Genomic DNA, 23,993 nt, shown 5'->3' with positions numbered 1-23,993 from the left:
TGCAATGGAAGTTAAAAGGAGGATTCATATGAGTGAGAAACAGTGGAAAATCGAAAGCAGATTGGCACAAATCGGTTCCGTTGAGGAACCAGTAACCGGGGCTATTAATTATCCGATTTATCAGGCTACCGCGTTTCGTCATCCCTGTCTGGGTCAAAGCACAGGATTTGATTACATTCGGACGACCAATCCGACGCGAAAGATACTGGAGGAGGCTTCCGCAGCGCTGGAATCAGGTGATGCCGGCTTTGCATGCAGTTCCGGCATGGCGGCGCTGCAAACGGTATTCGCATTGTTTGGACAGGGAGACCATCTCATTGTATCGCTGGACCTCTATGGCGGGACATATCGTTTGCTGGAGCGCATTTTATCTAAATTTGGTGTGACGGCAAACTATGTGGATACAAACGATCTTGAGGCACTCGAGCAGTCATGTCGACCGAATACCAAAGCTGTATTTATAGAAACGCCCACGAACCCACTGATGATGATTACGGATATTCAGGCGGTAGCAAGATGGGCATCACGACGTAAGCTGCTTACCATTGTAGATAATACGCTGCTAACGCCATATTTCCAGCGTCCTTTGGAACTGGGAGCAGATATTGTGGTACATAGTGCGACCAAATATTTGGGCGGTCATAACGATGTACTGGCAGGTTTGATCGTAACCAAGGGCAAGGAGCTGTCAGACGAAATTTCCTTTCTTCACAATTCGATAGGAGCTGTGCTTTCTCCGAGTGACTGCTACCAACTGATGAAGGGGATGAAAACGCTGGCGCTGCGTATGGATCGACATGAGCATAATGCGACGGTGTTGGCTAATTATTTATTGACCCACCCTGCAGTGGCAGAAGTATTTTATCCGGGGCTCGAAGGTCATCCCGGTCGTGAGATACAAAACAAGCAATCCAGCGGCAACACAGGTATTTTCTCCTTTAAAGTAAAGGATGCACGCTATGTGGAGCCTCTGCTTCGCCACATTAAGCTGATTGCTTTTGCCGAAAGTCTGGGCGGCGTGGAGTCACTGATGACCTATCCTGCTGTGCAGACACATGCCGATATCCCGGCAGAAATCCGGGATGCCGTTGGGGTTGATGACAGGCTCCTGCGTTTCTCCGTAGGCATTGAGCATACAGACGATTTGATTGAAGATTTGCGTTCGGCTCTGGAAGCGGCACGTCAAGAAGTTGAAGGAGGGGAACAGTAATGATTGAGGATGTGAGCGGAGCTGAGCAGGCTCTGGAAAAGGAGCGGAAATTCGCTACCAAGCTGCTGCATTTTGGATCTGAAATTGACAGTGTTACAGGAGCGTCGAGTGTCCCTATCTACCAGGCTTCTACCTTTCATCATCATGATATCTTAAATCCGCCGCAGCATGACTACAGCCGTTCCGGTAATCCGACACGTCAAGCGCTGGAAGATTATATTGTCTTATTGGAAGGCGGGGCCAGAGGATTTGCCTTTGCATCGGGCATGGCAGCCATTTCAACGGTGCTTATGCTTCTGTCCGCTGGAGATCATGTGATTGTTTCTGAGGACGTATACGGGGGCACGTATCGACTGCTGACCTCCATTCTAAAACGGATGAATATTGAAACCACCTTTGTTGATATGACGGACCTCAAGCTTGTAAAAGAGGCATTGCAGGAAAATACAAAGGCTGTGTATATGGAGACTCCGTCCAATCCTACACTCAAAATTATCGATGTGGCAGCAGTAACCTCCTGGGCTCAGGAGAAAGGGCTTTTGACGCTGGTGGATAATACATTCATGACCCCTTATTATCAGCGGCCGATTGAGCAAGGCGTCGACATTGTTCTGCACAGTGCGACCAAGTTTCTCGGTGGGCACAGTGATGTGCTGGCAGGGCTTGCCGTTGCACGTACCGAATCGCTGGGGAGACAGATCAAGCAGCTCCAAAACGGAATGGGAACAGTACTGGCCCCGCAAGAGTCATGGCTGCTCATGCGCGGCATGAAGACGCTGGAAGCTCGTATGGCACACAGTGAAAAGAGCGCGGCTAAGCTTGCGAACTGGCTGAACGAGCGGACCGATATTGAAGCTGTATACTACCCGGGGCTGGAGAATCATCCGGGGCGTTCTGTCCACGAGCGCCAATCCAGCGGCTACGGTGCCGTTTTATCGTTTGATGTTGGTTCTGGTGAGCGGGCAAAGGAAGTTTTGAGTCGCGTGCGCATTCCGATTGTTGCGGTGAGTTTGGGAGCTGTGGAAAGTATCTTGTCTTACCCGGCGATGATGTCACATGCGGCTATGCCGCATAGTGTGCGCCTGGAGCGCGGGATTACAGACGGACTGCTTCGCTTTTCAGTAGGTCTGGAGGATATTGACGACCTGATCATCGATTTGAACGAGGCTCTGCGCTAGAGCGTCAGCATCTCCGCAACATTTTGCGTTTGATAGAGAGGGAATAGACATTGTAGAAAACAGCAAGTTTCCAATGCTCCTGGAAGCCTGCTGTTTTCCTGTATAATTTACATGAGGGGCAGTGTGAAGAATTGCATGTTGATATCCTCTTTCTTCTCACTTGTATACATAAATTATTGTCAATTAGCGTGGCAGGTGCATGTTTTTTCCAAGTGAAAAGCAGAAAGGAGCGGGAATATGTATGGTTCCTTACCTAAAGATATGTTAGTATTATCAGTAGGTTTTACTATGCTAAATAGCAAATACAACATACAAGGCCAGTCATGAACATACATTACGGCAGGGTTCGAACGCAGGTTTGTGAAAGCATTCTCGTTCATAAGTCCTGTCTTTCATTTCGTTGCCCTGTGAAAGCGAAGGAGGATACACCATGAGTGTAATCGACCATATTTTAGATAAAGCCCTGCGCGGCGAACGCCTGAATTTAGAGGATACGGTTGCTTTGTTCGAATCAGATGAAGTAGAAAAAATCGGCGATGCGGCGAACAAAGTCATGAATCGCATGCATCCGAATCCGATTAAAACCTTCGTCATCGGACGAAATATTAACTATACGAACGTGTGTGACGTATATTGCCGCTTTTGTGCTTTTTACCGCAGACCGGGTTCTGAGGAAGGTTATGTTCTGCCAGATGAGGTAATCTTTCAGAAGATCAAGGAAACGCAGGAGGTAGGAGGCACCGAAATTCTGATGCAAGGCGGTGTAAATCCGAATCTGCCGTTCAGTTATTATACAGATTTGCTGAAAGGCATTAAAGAGCGTTTTCCCGATATTACGATGCACTCCTTCTCGCCAGCAGAAATTCATAAGATGAAGGAAAAATCCGGCCTTTCGATGGAAGAAACCATTCGTGCCATTCATGAGGCTGGACTGGATTCATTGCCGGGTGGAGGCGGAGAAATTTTGGATGACCGCACTCGCCGTAAAATCAGCCGTCTCAAAGGCTCTTGGCGAGATTGGATGGACGTGATGCAAACGGCTCACAAGGTTGGGATGAACACGACTGCCACGATGGTTATCGGCTTTGGTGAGTTGATGGAGGAGCGTGCGCTGCATTTGCTGCGTGTTCGTGATGCCCAGGATGAATGTATTGAAAACAAATATAATTCTGAAGGATTTTTGGCCTTTATTCCTTGGACCTTCCAGCCAGACAACACGAACCTGAAGAAGGAGCGTCAGACGCCGGAGGAATATTTAAAAACTGTTGCGATCAGCCGTCTTGTATTGGATAACATCAAGCATATCCAATCTTCGTGGGTAACGATGGGGCCGGAAGTCGGCAAAAAATCGCTATACTATGGTTGCGATGATTTTGGCAGCACGATGATTGAGGAAAATGTCGTTTCCGCCGCAGGCGCAACGCATAAGGTCAACATCGAGTCCATCTTGCAGTTGATCCGCGAGACAGGTCACATTCCGGCGCAGCGTAATACCCGCTATGATATTATTCGTACTTTTGATAGCGCCAGCAATATTGAGCATGATTTTATTATGCAAAATTAAAAATACATTCGTAAATATTCGTAAATATTCGTAATCATTAAAAACGCTTAATAAACGGCTGTTGCTAAAGAGTGAGGATGCTACAACATCTTTACTCTTTTTTAGTGTATCCATCTTATTTGTATTTTATCATATGGCCAGTCAGCATGAGTAATGGAGTACAAGCGTATTGCCGTAAAAATCCTTTGTTTTTACTACATCTTCCATTGCTTCATATATATCATCTCAGTCTGTGGGTCAGTCATTTGAATGATCGCCTTGAAGCGCTGCAAATCCAAAAGATGAATCAGGGGAACGGCCTTTGTTCTCTTATATATGTGACTTCCTGTTTCCAGCCGTTCACTTCGTATAACCCTTCGGAGGCCGCCATATACTGAAAGCAGTGATCGAAAGGAGTGAGCCAATGGAACTTTTTACTGTATGGACCGAAACAGACGGAGATCAGGAAGCCGATCGTTTTTATGAGGTGGTCAAGAGTAGAACCAAGGGACTACATATGTCACGGCGCGGATTTCGATTCACTTTCAGACAGCTGAAAAATAAAGTGGCATGGACCTGCAAGGGCACAGGAAGCAATGAGGCTTTTGCAAGCTTTTTACCCTGTGTATACGGCATCATGTCTTCGGCAATAGCGGATTATATTATCCAGGTTAAGGAATGGCAGCTGCTGAATCAAACTCTCGATAAAGCCTGTTCGCTGCTGGACAAAGAGGACACGGCCCGAATTTGCAGCATGATTCGCTGCCTGTTAAACGACGATGGCCCAAATGGACGTTTAAAGCGCCACGGTAAACTGACCACTCTTTTGGAAAAAGATTTTAAGGAGCTTCCTGTCATTAATTTAGAAGGGCTTATTCAATTCAGGCTGCATGCATATAAAAAAGAGCTTGAAGAAATTGTTGACTATGCCATGGAGGAATTTTGGGCAGACAGGCAGTATGAAGAATTTATGGGGCTGCTCAAACACTTTGTGTTTTTTCAGGAAAGTAAAGTTCCGCTCGTGCATGTGCTTCATCAAGGCGGGCATGATTTTACCATTCTCGATAGTGCCATGGTTCCTATCTCGGCTCCGGATGCAGATGACATCATCGTGGAAATGCCGGGAATGGAGCTGGAAATGGAGGTTGAGGATCGAATTGTCAGCACGCTGATTTCGATTTCCCCTGCTTCCATTATATTGCATACACATGATGAGCACACCCCCATTGTGCGAACGTTGCTGCATATTTTTGAAGATAAAGTAAAGCTGAGCAGCCTCTATCCAGGTCAGGATGTTCATAAATAATAAATGGTTCGTATAATCGAGCGGATTTCTGGAAAGCCTGTGCCTCAAGGGGAGGTTTTTTATGAGATCCATGTTGGTATGGAAACGGTGTTTGGGTACCGTGATCATTGCAAGCTGTTTATTCACGCCCGGTAATGAGGTTTACGGTCACAAAGAACCGGTCCAGCACAAGAGATGGCAATCAACTCCTGTTTTGGCCCCGCCCGAGGAGCAGGTCATTACGACCATGACGGTCACGGCAACAGGATATACAGCAGGCTATGAATCGACTGGCAAACGGCCAAATCATCCCGGTTATGGTATTACGTATTCGGGTGTAAAAGTGCGTCGTGACAAAAACACACTGTCTACGATTGCGGCTGATCCCAAGACGTTTCCTTTGGGCAGCATTTTGTACATTCCAGGTTACGGCTACGGAATTGTAGCAGATACAGGCTCAGCGATTAAGGGCAATAAAATCGACTTGTATTTTAAAACAATCCGGCAGGTGTACTCCGAATGGGGCAAGAAAGATGTGAATGTGCAAATTATAAAAAAAGGGAACGGAAAATGTACGGAAAAGATGATACAATCGCTCCAAAAGGCGATAGAGAGACATAAATTAATTCCGACCGCGACACTGGATGCTTCCATTTAATCCTTGAATATTGTGCTTTCTGACTCCGCATACTATGTTGCGGGATAAGCTTATCCCACAAAACATATTGGGAGGTTGAAATTTATGCCAAAGCAAGGTGGAAGCTCAAACATGAACCAAGGTGCCCAAGCAAGCGCAGGCAATCAGTTTAAAGCAGAATTTGCACAAGACAGTACGATAGGTGTCGTTTCTCAAAAGGTGAAGCAATCTGAACAAAATAAAATTCAAGACAACTACCAAACACCTAATGAGAAGTATAGTGAAGAATTTGCAACAGATGTAGCAGGTACAAGCGCAGTAGCCCAAAAAGTACAAAACTCCAGTCGCAATAAAATTCAAAGCAATGCTCAAACACCGAACCAAAAGTTCGATGAAAACTTCAACACGAAATAAAAAAGCATATACAATCAACAATGCCTCGGAATTTTCCGGGGCATTTCGTATTGACTAGAAATAGGCAAGTACATATAGGTCAAAGGTTTTAGCTGCTTTTTAATTTTTTTTAAGGTGGAATTAAGGTTTGAAGTGCACAATAAAGTCAGTTAAACAACACCACCTTGAAGCATAGGGTTTGGGAGGAGATATACAATGGACGAATTCAAAAATGATCATTCCGGACGCCGGAACGACAACGATCAGGCTGATACCGATAGAACAACTGGACCGAACGAATCAAATGGTTCTTCATATTATTATTCCTACGGTCCCTTTTCTTCAGTTCAGTCCGACGCGCAACGCAGAGAGGGATATTCAGTGGAGAAGGACGTTGAAATTACGCCACCGCAGGCAGTAAGATCTCTTCCTCCTTCTTACCATCGAGCTGAGTTTGAGCAGCAGAACGGTTCAGGTCGAAATGGAGGCAACTGGCAATTCAAGCCGAATAAACCCAAGTCGCAGTTCAAAACAATTTTTCTATCTTTTTTAGCCGGGATGCTGGTTATTACGGTCTTGATGTACACGGCTGACCGAACCAATATGTTTACACCGGAGACGGCGATGACCTCGGCAGCAGCGGAAAGCGGAGAAACGACAAATTCAGGATCGGCAGGTTCTGCGCCAACTGCAGTTCCGGCGATGATGCCTTCAGGTACCGCAGATGTTCAATCCGTTGTTGAAAAGGCGGGACCTGCGGTCGTCAAAATCGAAACACTTGCCAAGCAGTCAAGCGGCAGACAAAGCAGCCCTTATTTTAATGACCCGCTGTATCAATACTTCTTTGGAAATCAGTATGGAGACAGTGATGGAAACAGCAATAATGGAAACGACAGCAGCAACAGCGACAGCGGACAACTGACCCCGCTTGGCATTGGTTCCGGTTTTATTTTTGATAAATCGGGTTATGTTCTGACTAACAACCACGTTGTTGAAGGTGCAAGCGTAGTTCAGGTTACTGTAGAAGGAACTAATAAACCGTATGAGGCTAAGGTGTTAGGCAAAAATGCAGACCTTGACTTGGCGGTACTTAAAATAGACGGTAAAAATAACTTCCCAACGGTAACGCTAGGGAATTCCGACAAGGCTAAAGTCGGTGAGTGGATGGTAGCAATCGGTAACCCTGAAGGCTTCGAACATTCCGTAACAGCCGGGGTGCTGAGTGCAAAAGAACGTACCATCACCATTAATAGTGAATCGACTGGAAAACCGACTCAATACAAGCATCTTATTCAAACGGATGCGTCCATAAATCCAGGTAACTCTGGTGGACCGCTGTTGAACCTGCAAGGCCAGGTTATTGGCATGAACGTAGCTGTGAGTGCAGACGCACAGGGGATCGGTTTTGCGATTCCGTCCAATACGATTCTGGAAGTTGTCGATAAGCTGAAAAATAATCAGCCTATTCCGAAAGAACCTGTACCTTTCATTGGTGCAAGCCTGTTAAATTTGAGCCCTGAGGTAGCCAAGGAATTGGGTACGTCTTTGACCGAAGGCTCGGTCGTGCGCGATATTATTTATAAATCCCCTGCTTATCAGGCGGATCTGCGTCCTTACGATGTGATTATCGGTGCCAATGGCACACCTTACAGCACCTCACAAGAGCTGATTCAGTTCATTCAGAAGCAAAAAGTAGGTACAGTACTGACGCTTAACATTGAACGGGCCGGACAGAAAATGAACATTCAAGTGAAAATAGGCAACAAAAATGATTTTAACTCGGCACTTCAGCAATAAGCTGATAAATACAAATGAACATGTGAGGAAGAAACGGAAGGAATAGCCCTTCCGTTTCTTGCTGTATGTGACGGCAAGGTGCTACGCGCGTCTACTCCTGCTACAATAGAGTGAAAAGAAGATAATAAAGGAGTTCGATGGTGTATGCGTTCTACCATTCTGATTATTGATGATGATGAGAAAATTGTGTCCATGCTGCGCAGAGGGCTGGCTTTTGAAGGCTACGAGGTGCTGACGGCCGCCAACGGAGCAGAAGGATTGAATAAAATGCTGACAGCTGAGCCTGATGTTGTCGTGCTGGATGTAATGATGCCGCAGGTGGATGGTTTTGAGGTATGCCGTCGTATGCGGGAAGGCGGCAGCACGGTGCCTGTCCTGATGCTTACAGCCAAGGATGAGGTGGAAAACCGGGTTAAGGGGCTGGATCTGGGGGCCGACGATTACCTTGTCAAGCCGTTTGCACTGGAGGAGCTGCTGGCACGTGTGCGGGCACTTTTGCGGCGGAAAACCGAACAGCAGGACAATAGCGGGAATCGGCTTGTCTTTGAAGATTTGCAGCTGGATAATGAATCGCGTGAAGTGTTCCGTGGCAGCAAACGTTTGGAACTGACAGCAAAAGAATTTGAATTGCTCCATTTGTTTATGCAAAACCCGAAGCGTGTGCTGTCACGTGATTTGATTATGGATAAAATTTGGGGCTATGACTATAGCGGTGAATCGAACGTGCTGGAAGTATATATTGCCATGTTGCGACAAAAAACAGAACAGGATGGCGGCAAACGGCTCATTCGTACGATTCGGGGAGCCGGCTATATTTTAAGAGGTGATGTGTAATATGTCTATTCGGTGGCGGCTGACAGCTTGGTATTCAAGTATCTTGGCTATAGTGCTTGTCATTTTTGGACTGGCTATTTACGGACTGGTTTATTATTACACATATAATGAAGTGAAAAGTCAGCTTATGACTCAGGCGCCACGGATTAATAAACAGCTGCTGCTTACCATTAAAGGGGGATTATTTGAAGTCCCCAACCTGGATTTGGGCTTGGTGCAGGGACGTGGAATTGATGACTCACAGCTATATGTACAAATTTATAATTACACATCTGGGGTAACCAAAACGACTCAAAATATGAAGGACCTCAAAATCACCTTCCCGGTGCCCTCTACAATGGCAGGAGCGGTCCAAAATGAGGGGATTCGGCGTGTAAACGTAAAAGGGGATTCCTTTATGATTTATCAGCAGCCGATCAAATCTGATGAGCTGGGCCTGGTGGTTGGCTTTCTACAGATAGGCCAATTCACGGGCTCGCAGGATCGGCTCATGAACAGGCTGCAAAGTGTGCTTATATACGGCTCGTTAGTTGCTCTGCTCGCTGCTGCGACCTCAGGACTCTTTTTGGCCCGCAAGTCGATGAAGCCGCTGGTCAAGGTGATTGAAGGAGCAAATCAGATTCAATCCAGCAATGACTTGAGTGTTCGGATTGAATATGACGGTCCGGCAGATGAAATTGGTCGGCTGATCGGCACGGTTAATAATATGCTGGAACGTACAGAATCTTTTTACAAGGAACTGGAGGATGCATACGGGGCACAGCGCCGTTTTGTCGCCGATGCTTCCCATGAGCTGCGTACACCGCTTACGACCATTCGTGGCAACGTTGATTTTTTGCTCAAAATGTGGACGACCGAGCCGGGAGAGCGGCCGAAAATGGATGAAGAGATGATCCGTGAGCTGTCCATGGAAGCACTGAGTGACATGGCGGATGAAGGCAAGCGTATGAGCCGCCTGGTTGGGGATATGCTGTCACTTGCGAGAGCGGATACGGGGAAAACATTCGATAAGTCTCCCGTTGCGCTGGAACCGCTCGTAAATGAGGTTGCCCGCCGTGCCCAATTTTTAGAGCGGACCGCCGAATGGATTGTGGGCGACTTTTCGATGCTGAATGGCATTTATATGGAAGGCAGCAAGGATTATCTGCAGCAAATGCTATTCATTTTCATTGATAATGCGTTCAAATATACTCCTGAAGGAACCGTCCGGTTTGATGCCATCATTTATCAGGGGCAGGTGGGTCTGCGGATCAGTGACACAGGCATCGGGATGGACAAGAGTCAGGTTCCCTTTATTTTTGACCGCTTTTACCGGGCGGATGAATCACGCGGCGTGACGGAGGGAATCGGTCTGGGGCTGTCCATTGCCAAATGGATTATTGATGAGCATCACGGATCTGTGGAAGTGGTTACACGCCAAGGTGAAGGAACGACCTTTGTCATCTGGCTTCCGGTCAGCTTTTCCGCACCTTTGGAATAAGCTATAATAGGAGGGCAACTACATCATAGAATTGGCCAGTAGAGGGCTGAATGCCCACAGCTGCCCGGTTATTGGAGCGGTATACTGTGTCAAAGAAAGCGGGTGCTATTTTTGGAAGTACTCAGGATTTCACCCCGGGGGTACTGCTACGGCGTAGTCGATGCCATGGTATTGGCTCGCCAGGCAGCCAAAAACCTGGACTTACCCCGGCCTATTTATATATTAGGCATGATTGTGCATAACAGCCATGTCACCCATTCCTTTGAAGAAGAAGGGATTATTACACTGGACGGCCCGAACCGTATGGAGATTTTGAGCCAGGTGGAGAGCGGTACCGTTATTTTTACCGCCCATGGCGTATCGCCTGAGGTTCGCAAGCTGGCACGGGATAAAGGACTTACTACAGTGGATGCAACCTGTCCGGATGTGACGAAGACCCATGATCTGATTCGGGAGAAGTCGGCGGAAGGATACGAGATTATTTATATCGGCAAAAAGGGGCACCCTGAACCAGAGGGAGCTATCGGAATAGCGCCGGATCATGTTCATCTGATTGAAAAAGAAGAGGAAATTGATACGCTTGCGCTGCCCGAGGGCAAGATCCTCATTACCAATCAGACGACTATGAGCCAATGGGACATCAAGCACATTATGAAGAAGCTGCTGGAGAAATTCCCGGGTGCTGAGATACACAATGAAATTTGTCTGGCAACCCAAGTACGCCAGGAGGCGGTAGCCGAGCAGGCAGGACAGGCGGATTTGGTGATCGTCGTTGGTGATCCACGCAGCAATAACTCCAACAGACTTGCCCAAGTGTCCCACGAGGTCGCTGGCACGAAAGCCTATCGGATTTCCGATGTAACAGAGCTGAAAAGAGAGTGGCTGGAGGGCATTACGAAAGTAGCGGTGACATCCGGCGCTTCTACGCCTACGCTGATTACGAAAGAGGTCATTACGTATCTGGAGCAGTATGACCCGGCTAACCCGGATACATGGGAGATCCAGCGAACGATTGATATGACAAAGCTGCTGCCTCCTGTACGGGAGAAGTCAAAAACGACGGAATAGCAGTAGTTGAACACAGTCGCTATTCAGGAATCAATGCCTGGATAGCGGCTTTTTTAGATTATAGAATTTAGAATGTTCAGTGGAGCTGAACCATTCGATATTTTTCCTTATAGTTATGGGGATAAAATCCGTATTGAGCCTTGACGAGTCATGTAAAAACAAGTATAGTTGCTTTAATGAATAAAAGCTTAAAAGCGAACAAGCGTTTAAGCGGTACAATGTGTTTAATAAGAATTCATAAAATATGTTTTATAGAGAGGAAGAAAAATATGATCGTTATCGCTGGTGTGCAAACACCTGAGGAACATATTCAGGCGATTGTTGAAGTTATTGAAAAAGAAGGCCTGCAGGCTCATGTGTCACGCGGATCGGATCGGACAATCATCGGATTGATCGGCAACGTGGAGCCCAAGCTGGCTGAACATTTGCGCCAGATGAAAGGTGTAGAAAATGTAGTGAAAATATCGAAGTCCTACAAGTTGGCCAGCCGTGATTTCCATCCCGAAAATACAGTAATCTCCATTAAAGGTGTAAATATCGGCGGGGATGAGCTTGTGATTATGGGTGGCCCTTGTGCCGTTGAGTCTGCCGCGCAGATTGACGAGATTGCCGCACGGGTTAAAGCTGCGGGCGCACAAGTCCTTCGTGGAGGTGCTTTTAAGCCGCGTACCGGGCCATACAGCTTCCAGGGAACTGGTGTAGAAGGTTTGATCATGATGGCCGAAGCAGGCCAAAAACATGGTCTCCTGACCATCACAGAGGTCATGACACCCGAATATGTAGACATCTGTGTGGAATATGCAGATATTCTGCAAGTAGGTACGCGCAACATGCAAAACTTCGATCTGCTGCGCAAGCTGGGAACCTGTGGCAAGCCAGTATTGCTTAAACGCGGCTTCAGCTCGACTTATGACGAGTTTTTGAATGCTGCCGAGTACATCTTGGCGGGTGGAAATCCGAATGTTATGCTGTGTGAACGCGGTATTCGCACATTTGAATCCTATACCAGAAATACGCTGGATTTGTCTGCGATCCCTGTATTGCACCAATTGAGCCATTTGCCGGTTATCTCCGACCCAAGCCACGGCACAGGACGGCGTGAGCTGGTTGTTCCGATGACGAAGGCTTCGGTAGCTGCCGGAGCTGACGGACTAATTATTGAGATGCATACAGACCCTGACAACTCGATGACGGGTGATGGTGTGCAATCCCTGTTCCCGGATCAATTTGCCGATTTGCTGAAAGATTTGGAATTGCTGGCTCCTGCAGTAGGAAAAACATTCCACACCCCTGGTATCGTCTCATAATCCAATTATTTACATTAATGCATAAAAGTTTTCCCGCAATGAAGTAATAGTTAAAAACGCTCAAAAGCCCGAATCTTCGGGCTTTTTGTGCTATTCAAATGTTATCAGGGGCGTAAGAATATCTGACATTAGTTTAAAAAATACCTTACATAGCTATTGACCCGTGTCATATTTGAGATTTATAATGACGACAGAAAAAAACATTCGATCATGAACATTTCAGGGTTGTATAAGATTTAATGTTCGGAAAAATTGGGAGGAAGAAGACATGTCCGTTGAAAACGTATTGAAAACAATTCAGGAAAATAATATTGAGTGGGTAGATTTTCGTTTTGTAGATTTGTCTGGTCGTGCTCACCATATTTCATTGCCAGCTTCCGAAGTAGATGAAGAAACATTTGTTAACGGTGTTGCTTTCGACGGTTCTTCCATTCCCGGCTATCGTGGTATTGAGGAATCCGACATGGTTATGCTGCCTGATCCAGAAGCGACTTTTGTCGATCCCTTTACTCAGCACCCTACACTGAATATTCTGTGTGACATTGTTACGCCGGATGGCGAAAAATATGACCGTGATCCACGTGGAATTGCCAAAAAAGCAGAGGAATTTTTGCAATCCGCAGGAGTGGGTACAGCAGCATTTTTTGCACCGGAGTCCGAGTTTTTTATCTTTGATGATGTGCGCTACGAGAGCGGCATGAACAGTTCCTCTTTCTTCGTTGATTCAGAGGAAGCTGCCTGGAACACAAACCGTAAGGAAGAAGGCGGCAACCTGGGCTTTAAAGTGGGAGTAAAAGGCGGATACGTGCCTGTAGCGCCTGTAGACACCCAACAGGACATTCGTAGTGAAATGTGCCGTTTGCTTGAAGAAGTTGGTCTGAGAATTGAGCGCCATCACCATGAGGTAGCAACAGCAGGCCAAGCGGAAATCAACTTCCGTTTTGATACACTGAAGAAAACAGCGGATAATCTGCTTGTTTATAAATACATTGTACACAACACAGCTCGTCAATATGGCAAAGTGGCAACCTTCATGCCGAAACCGCTCTTCGGAGACAACGGAAGCGGCATGCACGTTCACCAATCCATTTTCGACGGCGATACTCCTTTGTTCTACGAAAAAGGTGCTTATGCGAACCTGAGCGAGATGGCTCTTCATTACATCGGCGGTATTCTGTACCATGCACCTGCGCTGATCGCTTTGACAAACCCAAGCACGAACTCGTTCAAGCGTCTGGTTCCTGGCTACGAAGCGCCGGTTAACCTGGTATTCTCCAAAGGCAACCGTTCTGCAGCTGTACGTATTCCGGTAGCGGCTGTTACGCCAAAAGGCTGCCGCATCGAGTTCCGTACACCGGATTCCACAGCTAACCCTTATCTGGCCTTCTCGGCGATGCTGATGGCAGGTCTGGATGGCATCAAGCGTAAACTGAACCCAATCGAATTGGGCTATGGTCCACTCGATACGAACATCTATGAACTGTCTGACGCTGAAAAAGGTAAAATCCGCAGCGTACCTGCTTCGCTGGATGAGGCTCTGGACGCTCTGGAAGCTGATTACGAATTCTTGACTGAAGGCGGCGTATTCACGAAGGACTTTATCGATAATTATGTAGAGTTAAAACGTTCTGAAGCTAAATCGGTGAATATCCGTGTTCATCCGCACGAATATAGCCTGTATTTCGACTGCTAATACAATCGGCAGGTAGCTGCCTTAAAGAGCAATGATCAGCCTAATTGATTGTTCAAGATAGGTCTCCGGTCTCATAGCCGGGGACCTTTTAATATGAAAATGCATATCACAAAGCGAAGATGTTAAATATGATAACATTCACAGGTTTGTCACATCGTGAATGAATTCAGAAACATTTTCATACAAGTCTTGAACGCATTTATGAATACTGCTATCATAGCGATAATATCCACACAAGAGTAGAGAAGGGATGGGAAAGTGTTGAGTAAGAGAGCCTACAATTTTAACGCTGGACCAGCGGCATTACCGCTCAAAGTACTGGAACGTGTGCAAGCTGAATTCGTGGATTTTCAGGGAACAGGGATGTCTATTATGGAGATGTCTCATCGTGGAGCCGTGTATGAATCCGTTCATAATGAGGCACAGGAACGTCTGTTATCTCTGCTGGGCAATCCGAAAGGCTACAAGGTATTGTTCCTGCAAGGGGGCGCAAGCTCACAATTTGCAATGCTGCCGTTGAATTTTCTGAGTGAAGGACAGGTTGGAAGCTATGTCATGACAGGTAGCTGGTCGGACAAAGCATATAAAGAAGCCAAGCTGCTGGGCAATGTTCATATTGCTGCATCTTCTGCTGATGATAAGTTCATGCGTCTTCCGAATGTAGAATCTTTGGAATTGCCTGAGCATACCGCTTATGTACATATGACGTCTAACGAGACGATTGAAGGCACACAGTTCAAGCAATTTCCAGATACAGGCTCCGTACCGTTGATTGTCGACATGTCCAGTGATATTTTGTGCAAGCCGTTTGATGTTACTCAATTTGGCATGGTCTATGCAGGCGCACAAAAAAATCTGGGACCTTCCGGTGTAACGGTCGTCATTGCTCGTGAAGAGCTGTTGACATCCTCACCGTCCAACATTCCTACGATGCTGCGTTACAGCACATTCGAAAAAAATAACTCTCTCTACAATACACCACCATCCTTTGCCATCTACATGGTGAATGAAGTGCTGAGATGGATTCAGGAAGAAGGCGGTCTGGAAGCCATTGAGCGTGTAAATCAACAGAAAGCTGCTTTGCTCTACGACCGTATTGACAGCAGTGAAGGATTCTATCGCGGTTGTGTGGACAGCAGAGATCGTTCCATTATGAATGTTACCTTCCGTCTCGTAAATGAAGAGCTGGAAAAACAATTTATTAAGGAATCCGAGCAAGCCGGATTTATTGGATTAAAAGGACATCGTAGTGTAGGAGGGCTTCGCGCTTCGATCTATAATGCGGTTCCGCTGGAGAACTGTCAGGCATTAGCAGAGTTTATGGATAGCTTCAAGCAACGTAATCGTTGATTTTACGGATATATATTTCGATGCGCTCGATGGAATCGAAAAAGTAAAATTAAAGCCTTCCCTGAACATGTATAGGGAAGGCTTTACTAATGTGGGGGATTCGTATTTTTGCCGTTTTACATTATATCTCTCCGGTTTTGTTAAGATAATAAAATGTGTATGTTTTTTTATCAGATACATTTAATGATGAAGGGAACGAAATGCGATGCCATTACATATTGTGCTTGTTGAGCCGGAAATCCCGGCTAATACAGGGAATATTGCCAGAACGTGCGCTGCAACGGGGACACATCTGCATCTGGTAAAGCCGCTGGGCTTCCGTACCGATGATGCCACATTAAAACGGGCCGGACTTGATTATTGGTATGCTGTTCACATTGAATACCATGAGTCTTTTGCCGAGGTACAGGAAAAGTACCAAGAGGGCCGCTTTTTTTATGCAACAACCAAAGCGAAGCAGCGTTATAGCGATATTTCATTTCAGGATGGAGATTTTCTGGTATTTGGTAAGGAAACGAAGGGCCTACCGCCTGAGCTGTTGGCTGCGAATCCGGATACATGCATGAAAATGCCCATGTCAGATCAAGTAAGATCACTAAACTTGTCGAATTCTGCTGCAATTATTGTATATGAAGCGTTGAGACAAATGGATTTTCCAGGCTTATCCTAATTAGTACCAGGTGAATGAGCATAATTTGTGAATATAGGACCAGGACCTAAGTTGCTAATGAAAGTTGCGCGATATTTGCTTAAATGAGCCTAATTGGGGAGTTCTGATAAAGGTTCTATTTTCGTAAATTTGTAAAGTCCTCTTTAGAGCTAATGATAATTGGCTTGCCGGTCGATAAAAATATTATATACATTCTGTGCCATACTTTGATATGGTTCATGATTTTATGAAAAATTGTAATAAAATTTCCTGAGATCAGCAGGATTCGACAAAAAGACAGCGAATATTACATTAAGAATAGTGTCTTTGTACCTAGTTTTTCGCAGGGAAGGTAAGTTGTAAGTTATTACTGAATAGGAGAGGTGTACGATCACGATGAAACCTGCCGGTGTAGTGCGTAAAGTTGATCAGCTGGGGAGAATTGTCTTGCCTAAGTCACTGCGCAAAAGATATCAAATGAACGAGGGAGATCCTGTTGAAATTTTGGTTCAGGGTGACCATATTATTTTGGAACGTTATCGTCCAAAATGTGTATTCTGTGGCTCCATTGAACAGGTGAACGATTTCAAAGAACGTTATATTTGTGCTCAATGTCTGACAGAAATGACACAGTATTCCTCTTAAAAGAGGTAAAAGCATCACGACATTCGTTCGTGATGCTTTTTTTCTAATTGAGCCTGTGCTTCGGCAAGCCTATATTTAATTTGGTTATAATTACAAGCTATCATTTATAGAATAAAAAATGCGTAGGGACCGGACGAAGGTTGCCATCTGACGGCTTATTGACGACTCGACCATTCAGTATGAGCGACGAGGAACCGCCCCCATCCAGATTATAAGCATCCTGAATACCCAGATTGTACATTTTTCCTTGCAGTTCTTCGAGCGTTGCACCTGACCCCCCGCTTTCATTGTAACCGTCTACCACAATCATGAGCAGTTGATCATCTTTATAGCTGCCGATGACTGTACGTGGTGCCCGCTTGGGTGAGATTTTCCACTTGTCAGGGATAGGCATCTTCTGTCCCTTTTGAAGCAGGACCGGAACAAAGGTAGCCCCAAAAGCAGGCTTCAGGCTATCCAGAGCGCCTTGATTGTAAAATTTGCCCCCGATAAGCTTGCCACTCTGGCTCAATCCGACGAAGGATAAATCCTTGAAACTGGATTGAAAGCCGGTAAGATAGTGACCGTTCAAGACGGTCGTGCTTAACGGGTAGCGTTTGCCATCCCCATCCGCAAAGCCGCCTGCATTAATGCCGGCGACAGCACCGTGTCTCAAGACAGCACGCATTGTTGTTTCAGAGCCGCCCAATTTGTCGCTTCCCAGGGACATATTCATAGCGGCAGGATCTTTCAGTTTAACCTTCAGGGCGTAGCCGTGGTAGACCCCGGGATTCACCTTGAACAATTCAAGAGTAATCCGATGGCTGTCCACACGCTCATAGGGAACCCCCAGCTTGGCGGTGATGCGTCGATCATAAATGATCCCGGGACGCTGGGACTGAGTTGAGGCTGTTTGGACAAGCTGATTCATCGTTTGAGTCGTTCGCTTATACAGCTCCGATGTCCGGCGAATCGTAGACAAGGTGTACGCTGCTGTTTGCTTGGCTTCATCAAGCCGCTTGTCTACGGACTGCACTTGTGAAAAAATTTCAGCTTTTTGCAGTTCCGGAATAGTGGACTCGGGAAAGTTCAAAGGGGGATGCACTAACAAAATACACCCCAACAAACCGATAAAAGGAGCAAGGACTAACATACAGAACCGATTCACTTGTTTTGTATCTATGTTCATTTTAGCAAGTCCATTTTTTTCTGAAGTGTATTCAGCTGCTGCTTTACTTCGTTTAATTGCGTATAAAGTTTATTGCTGTTGTCAGTTTTGTTGTTTGCATTGTCCTTTGTAAAGGTTAGCAGTTCATTGAAGGACTGCACTTTATCCTGCAAGCCGGTAACTTCCTTGGAAAGTGTCGCAAGCTGCTTTTCATAGTCGGATTTGAGCGCTTGAATCTGTTGATCTGTGTGGGTTTGCATCTCGTTAAGCATTTGCTGCTTCAAATGATTGCTATACAGATAGGTTGCGAGTGCACCTAGCATAATTAGAATGAACCAAAATAGCAGAAAAGCCTTTACGGGCAACCCCTTTCTAGAATGGCTCCGCCGAGCTTCGTCAAGCGGGCGTTCAGGTGAAGCTTGCATGTGATTCTCAACTCCCGTGTAAAGTCAAATTTCCAGCCTTTGTTTTGCAGTTCCAATTCTATCATGGGCCTATTTATTTCGCAAAAGCGTAAGAAGAGTATAAAGAATATTTGGAAAAAGAGATTGCGTCGGAAGGAAGTCCTAGGATACAATTTCCTTAAGCCGTTCTCGCTTCCTATACCTTCACATTCGCGCAATTTCTACATATGAAATCCCTAATTTCAGATCCATTTTAGCTAACTATGTATTTTTTTGTAAACTCAGGAGGTTAAGACATGAGAAAAGTATGGCAGGTGGTCATTATAGATATCCATCCTACAAGCATGCTGGGAACAAAGCTTATTTTGGAAGACCAGCAAGATTTGCTTGTCAGAGGAATGTCCTCCTCCGGAACGGAAGGTCTGGAACTGGCTTGTTCCATCCAGCCGGAAATTATTTTGATGGATTACAGGTTGCCTGAGGGAACCGCGGAACCGTTTTTGACCCAAATGCGGGCCTTGTCTCCGGACAGCCATATTGTTATTATGACGGATGAGGATAATATTAAGTTGTTTCAGCAGCTGATTTCGCTGGGGGCAAATGGAATGCTATCCAAACAGGCGTCCCCCAACCAGCTCATCCATTTGATCAACGGTTTGCGTGAAGGATTTGCGTCTTTGCCGATGGACTGGATTCGCTGTGGAAACTGGCCGTTTCTGCCGCTAGTGGCCTCCGAGCCTTTTGACGAATTGACACAAACCGAAGTTTTTATTATGGAACGTATTGTACAAGGCGTTACATATGACAAAATTGCAATCGAGATCGAAGTAAGTCGGCGCTCTATCGATAATTACCTACGTAAAATTTATGCAAAATTAGGCGTGTCCAGCCGGGCGCAGGCGATTGAACGTTATGCTTTATATGCACGTCAGATGAAGCAGCTGTATGCCTGACATATCAGCCCGGAGGCAGTGACCTATTTTTCAGGAGAAGGAGGATGTTCATGCAATATTCCTTTGCTTCACGAACGGCTGCAATGTTGGCTTCTCCAGTGCGTCATATCCGGGAAAATGCGAGAAGACACTCCTTTATATCCCTGGCTGAAGAATTGCCTGCACAAGAGCTGTTTCCGGTAAAGCTGCTGGAAGAAGCAGCTCATGATGTGTTTGGCTCCGGTCCTGACGCCCTCCAGTATGGTGAACCGGAGGGTTATTTTCCTTTACGGGCATGGCTTGCAGGAGAGTGGGAACAGCGTAAAGGAGTCAGGGTCCCTCCAGGACAAATCCTCCTCACGACAGGCAGTCAGCAGGCGATTGACCTGATTGTAAGATTAATGGTGGATGAGCGTGATCCGGTGTTAGTCGAAAACCCGACCTCTCCCGGGTGTTTGCAGGTACTATCTATGCAGGGAGCGCAGGTTGTTCCTGTGGAATCCGATGAGGCGGGTGTAATTCCTGATAAGCTTGAAGCATTAATGATCCGCTATCGCCCCAAGCTCTTTTTTGCCACGCCTACATTTACGAACCCGACCGGCTCCTTATGGAGCGCGGCAAGACGGCAGGAGATTTTGGATTTGTGCAGGCACCATCAGGTGCTGGTAGTAGAGGACGATTCTTATGGTGAATTGCATTTCAAACAAAAGCATGAGACCCATGATCAACATCCGTATGGGCAAAGCCGGAAATTTGCAGAGGCCTATCCTTCGCTGTTTGCATTGGATCATGCGGGTCAGGGTGGTCAAGTGCTATATATTGGTTCATTCAATAAAACAGTTGCTCCCGGGCTCCGCACGGGCTGGGCAGCTGGTCCTGCTCCGCTAATTGAAGGAATGTATGCCTTGAAGCAGCTGGCTGACATGCAGTCCAGCACGATGAACCAGCGGCTGTTGTTTCAGTTGTTGACCCGTTCGCGTTTTCAATGGCACGAGCATTTGGCGATGCTAAACAAGGAATACTCAACACGGCTTCAACTCATTTTGGAGCTGCTCAAGCGTCCGTTTTGGAAGGATGTGACGTACCATATTCCGTCCGGCGGTATGTATGTATGGGTACGACTGCCCGATGGGCTGGATAGCGCACTGCTATTAAAGGCGGCGCTACCCAAAGGCGTAGCTTTTATGCCAGGAGCGCTGTGCGCGGTTGGCGAGGAAGGCGCGTCCCATATCCGCCTTAATTTTAGCCATCCGGGACGCGAACAGCTGCTGATGGGCATGAATCTGATCGGGGAGACGATCAGTGAATTTACCGCCCGCAGCTAGCAGGCGCAGAGGCGGTATATTGAGCTGTGGCAACAGCGGATTACGACCGCTTGACACCTATAGGCTGTACCGACAGACCGCCGTTTCATGTCAGTAACTTTCCGCATCCGCAGGTGTGGTGGAGGAGTAAGGGGCTGGCGCTTCGGCAATCCGGCGCTGTACGCCGCCTTCGTCGGGCCCTACAGCCTGTGCTGCGGCCATCCCAGCGCCTTGTTCCTGCAGCACTGCGGCATACTCGCTCAAGGCGGCTTCGCCGAGCGGGGTCAGCCTGTAGCGACCGCGGGATACGCGCTCAAACCAGCCGTAGTAATTGCGCTGCAGGACGGCCGCCGCTCCGCTGACGGCAGCTGTGCGAGCGAGCTGCGCAGGAGCAGCTTCCTCCAGGCTCTGTAAGGCCGCCGCTACACGCAGCGCTTTTTCACGGTAGGCCGTGACCAGCTTGCGCCGGGTGCTGCCGCCCGTGTTGTGGTCACCGCTGCGTGCGTAGAATTCCCGCAGCAGTCTCTCCTTGCGCGAGCCGAGGCGGATCGTTGTCGTTTTACGACCATGTACGCCAGGACCTGCAGGCTTGCACAGTATTTCTACGAGCGGTGGCTTGGTCTTAAAAAGGGTAACGGTAAGCATGCCAAGTCCCAGTTGACGGCACAGCCCAACCAGCTCGCTCCAGCGCTGATTCACGGCCCCTTTTTTGGCACGATTTCGTTCCACTGCTACATACACATTGCTGCTTAGCTTCAAACGCTGCATGCCTTGCAGCACAAGTGACAGGTTAAACGTCTTTTTGATTTCCACAATCAGTGGCTCCTGCTGCTCTGGCTTGATGCCAACCAAATCGCAGTTGCGCACCTCTCCTTTGATTTCATATCCCAAGCGCTCAAAAAAAGCTTTGATCGGAGCATACAGCTCTGTCTCATGCCGAACCGCCATTGCTTCTCCCGCTCCTTTATCCCATTATTCCGAACTTATATTGTATCATAATGCGTCAGGTCCGCGTCGTTGTTGTTATTTTAGCACAGCTTAACCCTTCGGTTTTTCCAAAAAAGCCGGGAGACCTGTCACAAAAAACTGGTCACTTCTGAAATCAATCTGCATAGGTATGTATTACACTTTTTTAGGGGATGACATGATATCCTGAAAGGCGTGACGAGTGTAGCCATTACCATCAGGAATGGAAGATAGCCATTACGCAGTCATGGGAGGAACCGAGCATGAATATTTTTGAACGCCTAGCGGAGTACCGTGCAGAAACCAATCGTCTGGCCTGGAACGGCACTTTTAGAGAGTATATCGAAATACTGAAGAAAGACCCGACACCGGCGATGACCGCTCATGCACGGGTATATAAGATGATTGAATCTTTTGGTGTAGAAGAGGTTGGGGAACACAAGCGATATAAATTTTTCGAGCAGGAGATTTTTGGGCTGGATCGTGCGCTGGAAAAGCTGGTGGAGGAATATTTCCATTCCTCTGCCAGACGGCTCGATGTGCGCAAGCGCATCCTGCTTTTGATGGGACCCGTCAGCGGGGGCAAATCGACGCTTGTCACTTTGCTGAAGCGTGGACTGGAGAAATTTTCAAGAACAGACCAGGGAGCAGTGTACGCCATTGAAGGCTGCCCGATGCACGAAGATCCGCTTCATCTGATTCCCCATGAGCTGCGTCCCGAATTTGAAAAGGAGCTCGGTGTGCGCATTGAAGGAAATCTTTGCCCAGCCTGCCAGATGAGATTGCGCACGGAGTTTGATGGCGATATCGAAAGGGTAGGCGTGGAACGGGTATTTATATCAGAAGAAAACCGGATTGGCATAGGCACATTCAGCCCTTCTGATCCGAAGTCGCAGGATATTGCGGATTTGACAGGCAGTATTGATTTTTCCACAATTACAGAATATGGTTCGGAATCTGATCCGCGCGCTTATCGTTTTGACGGAGAGCTGAATAAAGCGAATCGTGGATTGATGGAGTTTCAGGAAATGCTGAAATGCGATGAGAAGCTTTTGTGGAATTTGCTGTCTCTGACCCAGGAGGGGAATTTCAAGGCCGGACGCTTTGCGCTCATCAGCGCAGATGAATTGATCGTGGCTCACACCAATGAGGCGGAATATAAAAGTTTTATTGCCAACAAAAAGAACGAGGCATTGCAATCGCGGATGATTGTAATGCCGATTCCTTATAATCTGAAAGTATCAGATGAAGAAAAGATTTACGCCAAGCTCATTGAGCAAAGTGACATGCGGCATATTCATATCGCTCCTCACGCGCTGCGAACAGCTGCCATTTTTTCCGTGCTTACCCGCTTGAAGGAAACGAAGAAGCAAGGCATGGATTTGGTCAAAAAGATGCGCATGTATGATGGTGAGGAGGTCGAAGGATATAAGGAAGCCGATCTGAAGGAAATGCAAAATGAATTTCTGGAAGAGGGCATGTCCGGGGTAGACCCGCGCTACGTCATTAATCGTATTTCCAGTGCATTAATTAAGCAAAATGTGGAATCGATTCATGCCCTCGATATTTTACGAGCAATCAAGGATGGTCTGGATCAGCATGCATCCATTACAAAGGAAGAGCGGGAGCGCTATCTGAATTTCATTTCCGTAGCTCGTAAGGAGTACGACGAGCTCGCGAAAAAAGAAGTGCAGAAGGCCTTTGTGTACTCGTTCGAGGAATCAGCCAAGACGCTGTTTGACAACTATTTGGATAACATCGAAGCCTTCTGCAATTGGTCTAAAATCCGCGATCCGCTGACGGATGAGGAGCTGGACCCGGATGAGCGGCTTATGCGCTCGATTGAGGAGCAGATCGGTGTGTCGGAAAATGCAAAAAAAGCGTTCCGCGAAGAAATATTAATCCGGATTTCCTCGTATTCGCGCAAGGGGCGGAAGTTTGAATACCATCATCATGATCGACTGCGCGAGGCTATTGAGAAGAAGTTGTTTGCAGATTTGAAGGACATTGTAAAGATTACGACTTCGACCAAGACACCTGATGCCAACCAGCTCAAACGGATGAATGAGGTCATTAAGCGTTTGATTGAGGAGCATGGCTATACAGCGGCCAGTGCTAACGATTTATTGCGGTATGTAGGCAGCCTCCTAAATCGCTAATTTGTGGCAAGT

Annotated in this window: 21 protein-coding genes; 18 read left to right on the top strand and 3 right to left on the bottom strand. The window is 46.9% G+C overall.

Going from position 1 to position 23,993, the window contains the following annotated elements:
- Positions 1–28: 28 nt before the first annotated feature.
- The 15 genes from JO375_RS20830 (at position 29) to JO375_RS20760 (ending at position 17,069) form a co-directional block, all read left to right on the top strand.
- A complete protein-coding gene (locus JO375_RS20830) occupies positions 29–1,210 on the top strand; it encodes a PLP-dependent transferase (RefSeq protein ID WP_229526256.1) in 1,182 nt (393 codons plus the stop codon).
- Positions 1,210–2,388 carry a trans-sulfuration enzyme family protein gene (locus tag JO375_RS20825; RefSeq protein WP_229526255.1) on the top strand — a complete coding sequence of 393 codons (1,179 nt, stop codon included), beginning with the start codon at positions 1,210–1,212 and terminating at the stop codon, positions 2,386–2,388. Before JO375_RS20830 ends, JO375_RS20825 begins: the two co-directional genes overlap by 1 nt.
- Before the next feature lie 430 nt (positions 2,389–2,818).
- The gene (gene mqnC, locus JO375_RS20820; protein ID WP_229526254.1) at positions 2,819–3,952 is read left to right on the top strand and encodes a cyclic dehypoxanthinyl futalosine synthase; all 1,134 of its coding nucleotides are present in this window, start codon (positions 2,819–2,821) and stop codon (positions 3,950–3,952) included.
- 403 nt (positions 3,953–4,355) lie between these two features.
- Entirely contained in the window at positions 4,356–5,237 is an 882-nt protein-coding gene (locus tag JO375_RS20815; RefSeq protein ID WP_229526253.1) for a putative sporulation protein YtxC, read from the top strand.
- 61 nt (positions 5,238–5,298) lie between these two features.
- Positions 5,299–5,874, top strand: coding sequence for a 3D domain-containing protein (locus tag JO375_RS20810; RefSeq protein WP_229526252.1), 576 nt, complete (start codon positions 5,299–5,301; stop codon positions 5,872–5,874).
- Between the two features lie 84 nt (positions 5,875–5,958).
- On the top strand, positions 5,959–6,267 hold the full coding sequence (locus JO375_RS20805; protein WP_229526251.1) for a hypothetical protein: 309 nt from the start codon (positions 5,959–5,961) through the stop codon (positions 6,265–6,267).
- 195 nt (positions 6,268–6,462) lie between these two features.
- Positions 6,463–8,043, top strand: a complete 1,581-nt coding sequence (locus JO375_RS20800; RefSeq protein WP_229526250.1) for a S1C family serine protease — start codon at positions 6,463–6,465, stop codon at positions 8,041–8,043.
- Positions 8,044–8,187: 144 nt separating this feature from the next.
- Positions 8,188–8,877 (top strand): response regulator transcription factor, encoded by a 690-nt coding sequence (locus tag JO375_RS20795; protein ID WP_229526249.1) that lies wholly within the window; start codon positions 8,188–8,190, stop codon positions 8,875–8,877.
- 1 nt (position 8,878) lies between these two features.
- On the top strand, positions 8,879–10,357 hold the full coding sequence (locus JO375_RS20790) for a sensor histidine kinase (RefSeq protein ID WP_229526248.1): 1,479 nt from the start codon (positions 8,879–8,881) through the stop codon (positions 10,355–10,357).
- A gap of 111 nt (positions 10,358–10,468) precedes the next feature.
- The gene (locus JO375_RS20785) at positions 10,469–11,425 is read left to right on the top strand and encodes a 4-hydroxy-3-methylbut-2-enyl diphosphate reductase (RefSeq protein ID WP_229526247.1); all 957 of its coding nucleotides are present in this window, start codon (positions 10,469–10,471) and stop codon (positions 11,423–11,425) included.
- 269 nt (positions 11,426–11,694) lie between these two features.
- A complete protein-coding gene (gene aroF, locus JO375_RS20780) occupies positions 11,695–12,732 on the top strand; it encodes a 3-deoxy-7-phosphoheptulonate synthase (protein ID WP_229526246.1) in 1,038 nt (345 codons plus the stop codon).
- Positions 12,733–13,000: 268 nt separating this feature from the next.
- Entirely contained in the window at positions 13,001–14,425 is a 1,425-nt protein-coding gene (gene glnA, locus JO375_RS20775) for a type I glutamate--ammonia ligase (RefSeq protein ID WP_229526245.1), read from the top strand.
- A gap of 258 nt (positions 14,426–14,683) precedes the next feature.
- Complete coding sequence (gene serC / locus JO375_RS20770) at positions 14,684–15,775, top strand: 3-phosphoserine/phosphohydroxythreonine transaminase (RefSeq protein WP_229526244.1); 1,092 nt, start codon at positions 14,684–14,686, stop codon at positions 15,773–15,775.
- Between the two features lie 205 nt (positions 15,776–15,980).
- Positions 15,981–16,445 (top strand): tRNA (uridine(34)/cytosine(34)/5-carboxymethylaminomethyluridine(34)-2'-O)-methyltransferase TrmL, encoded by a 465-nt coding sequence (trmL, locus tag JO375_RS20765; RefSeq protein WP_229526243.1) that lies wholly within the window; start codon positions 15,981–15,983, stop codon positions 16,443–16,445.
- Positions 16,446–16,820: 375 nt separating this feature from the next.
- Positions 16,821–17,069, top strand: coding sequence for an AbrB/MazE/SpoVT family DNA-binding domain-containing protein (locus JO375_RS20760; RefSeq protein ID WP_014599574.1), 249 nt, complete (start codon positions 16,821–16,823; stop codon positions 17,067–17,069).
- 100 nt (positions 17,070–17,169) lie between these two features.
- Here JO375_RS20760 and JO375_RS20755 read toward each other — a convergent pair whose 3' ends face one another.
- Positions 17,170–18,237 (bottom strand): phosphodiester glycosidase family protein, encoded by a 1,068-nt coding sequence (locus JO375_RS20755; RefSeq protein WP_229526242.1) that lies wholly within the window; start codon positions 18,235–18,237, stop codon positions 17,170–17,172.
- On the bottom strand, positions 18,234–18,641 hold the full coding sequence (locus JO375_RS20750; protein WP_229526241.1) for a hypothetical protein: 408 nt from the start codon (positions 18,639–18,641) through the stop codon (positions 18,234–18,236). Before JO375_RS20750 ends, JO375_RS20755 begins: the two co-directional genes overlap by 4 nt.
- A gap of 275 nt (positions 18,642–18,916) precedes the next feature.
- Between JO375_RS20750 and JO375_RS20745 the strand changes: the two genes are divergently transcribed.
- Together JO375_RS20745 and JO375_RS20740 are read left to right on the top strand one after the other, a co-directional pair.
- Complete coding sequence (locus JO375_RS20745; protein WP_229526240.1) at positions 18,917–19,573, top strand: response regulator transcription factor; 657 nt, start codon at positions 18,917–18,919, stop codon at positions 19,571–19,573.
- Positions 19,574–19,623: 50 nt separating this feature from the next.
- Positions 19,624–20,877: an aminotransferase-like domain-containing protein gene (locus JO375_RS20740; RefSeq protein ID WP_229526239.1), complete on the top strand. Its 1,254-nt coding sequence runs from the start codon at positions 19,624–19,626 to the stop codon at positions 20,875–20,877.
- A 90-nt stretch (positions 20,878–20,967) separates the two neighbouring features.
- On the opposite strand, the gene JO375_RS20735 is transcribed toward JO375_RS20740, so the two are convergent.
- The gene (locus JO375_RS20735) at positions 20,968–21,804 is read right to left on the bottom strand and encodes a DUF2161 domain-containing phosphodiesterase (protein ID WP_229526238.1); all 837 of its coding nucleotides are present in this window, start codon (positions 21,802–21,804) and stop codon (positions 20,968–20,970) included.
- Between the two features lie 281 nt (positions 21,805–22,085).
- Between JO375_RS20735 and JO375_RS20730 the strand changes: the two genes are divergently transcribed.
- Complete coding sequence (locus JO375_RS20730) at positions 22,086–23,981, top strand: PrkA family serine protein kinase (protein WP_229526237.1); 1,896 nt, start codon at positions 22,086–22,088, stop codon at positions 23,979–23,981.
- Positions 23,982–23,993 lie beyond the last annotated feature (12 nt).

Origin of the sequence: Paenibacillus farraposensis, from assembly GCF_020736845.1 — a bacterium.
In the GTDB taxonomy this organism is placed as follows: Bacteria; Bacillota; Bacilli; order Paenibacillales; family Paenibacillaceae; genus Paenibacillus; species Paenibacillus farraposensis.
This window is presented reverse-complemented; position numbering and strand designations above follow the sequence as displayed.

Excerpts from the sequence above, each read along its gene's own strand:
- JO375_RS20745 (WP_229526240.1), top strand. The coding sequence starts at position 18,917 with ATGAGAAAAGTATGGCAGGTGGTCATTATAGATATCCATCCTACAAGC.
- JO375_RS20825 (WP_229526255.1), top strand. The coding sequence starts at position 1,210 with ATGATTGAGGATGTGAGCGGAGCTGAGCAGGCTCTGGAAAAGGAGCGG.
- glnA (WP_229526245.1), top strand. The coding sequence starts at position 13,001 with ATGTCCGTTGAAAACGTATTGAAAACAATTCAGGAAAATAATATTGAG.
- trmL (WP_229526243.1), top strand. The coding sequence starts at position 15,981 with ATGCCATTACATATTGTGCTTGTTGAGCCGGAAATCCCGGCTAATACA.
- JO375_RS20740 (WP_229526239.1), top strand. The coding sequence starts at position 19,624 with ATGCAATATTCCTTTGCTTCACGAACGGCTGCAATGTTGGCTTCTCCA.
- aroF (WP_229526246.1), top strand. The coding sequence starts at position 11,695 with ATGATCGTTATCGCTGGTGTGCAAACACCTGAGGAACATATTCAGGCG.
- JO375_RS20795 (WP_229526249.1), top strand. The coding sequence starts at position 8,188 with ATGCGTTCTACCATTCTGATTATTGATGATGATGAGAAAATTGTGTCC.
- JO375_RS20750 (WP_229526241.1), bottom strand. The coding sequence starts at position 18,641 with ATGCAAGCTTCACCTGAACGCCCGCTTGACGAAGCTCGGCGGAGCCAT.
- JO375_RS20760 (WP_014599574.1), top strand. The coding sequence starts at position 16,821 with ATGAAACCTGCCGGTGTAGTGCGTAAAGTTGATCAGCTGGGGAGAATT.
- JO375_RS20800 (WP_229526250.1), top strand. The coding sequence starts at position 6,463 with ATGGACGAATTCAAAAATGATCATTCCGGACGCCGGAACGACAACGAT.
- mqnC (WP_229526254.1), top strand. The coding sequence starts at position 2,819 with ATGAGTGTAATCGACCATATTTTAGATAAAGCCCTGCGCGGCGAACGC.
- JO375_RS20805 (WP_229526251.1), top strand. The coding sequence starts at position 5,959 with ATGCCAAAGCAAGGTGGAAGCTCAAACATGAACCAAGGTGCCCAAGCA.
- JO375_RS20730 (WP_229526237.1), top strand. The coding sequence starts at position 22,086 with ATGAATATTTTTGAACGCCTAGCGGAGTACCGTGCAGAAACCAATCGT.
- JO375_RS20790 (WP_229526248.1), top strand. The coding sequence starts at position 8,879 with ATGTCTATTCGGTGGCGGCTGACAGCTTGGTATTCAAGTATCTTGGCT.
- JO375_RS20830 (WP_229526256.1), top strand. The coding sequence starts at position 29 with ATGAGTGAGAAACAGTGGAAAATCGAAAGCAGATTGGCACAAATCGGT.
- JO375_RS20810 (WP_229526252.1), top strand. The coding sequence starts at position 5,299 with ATGAGATCCATGTTGGTATGGAAACGGTGTTTGGGTACCGTGATCATT.
- JO375_RS20735 (WP_229526238.1), bottom strand. The coding sequence starts at position 21,804 with ATGGCGGTTCGGCATGAGACAGAGCTGTATGCTCCGATCAAAGCTTTT.
- JO375_RS20815 (WP_229526253.1), top strand. The coding sequence starts at position 4,356 with ATGGAACTTTTTACTGTATGGACCGAAACAGACGGAGATCAGGAAGCC.
- JO375_RS20755 (WP_229526242.1), bottom strand. The coding sequence starts at position 18,237 with ATGAACATAGATACAAAACAAGTGAATCGGTTCTGTATGTTAGTCCTT.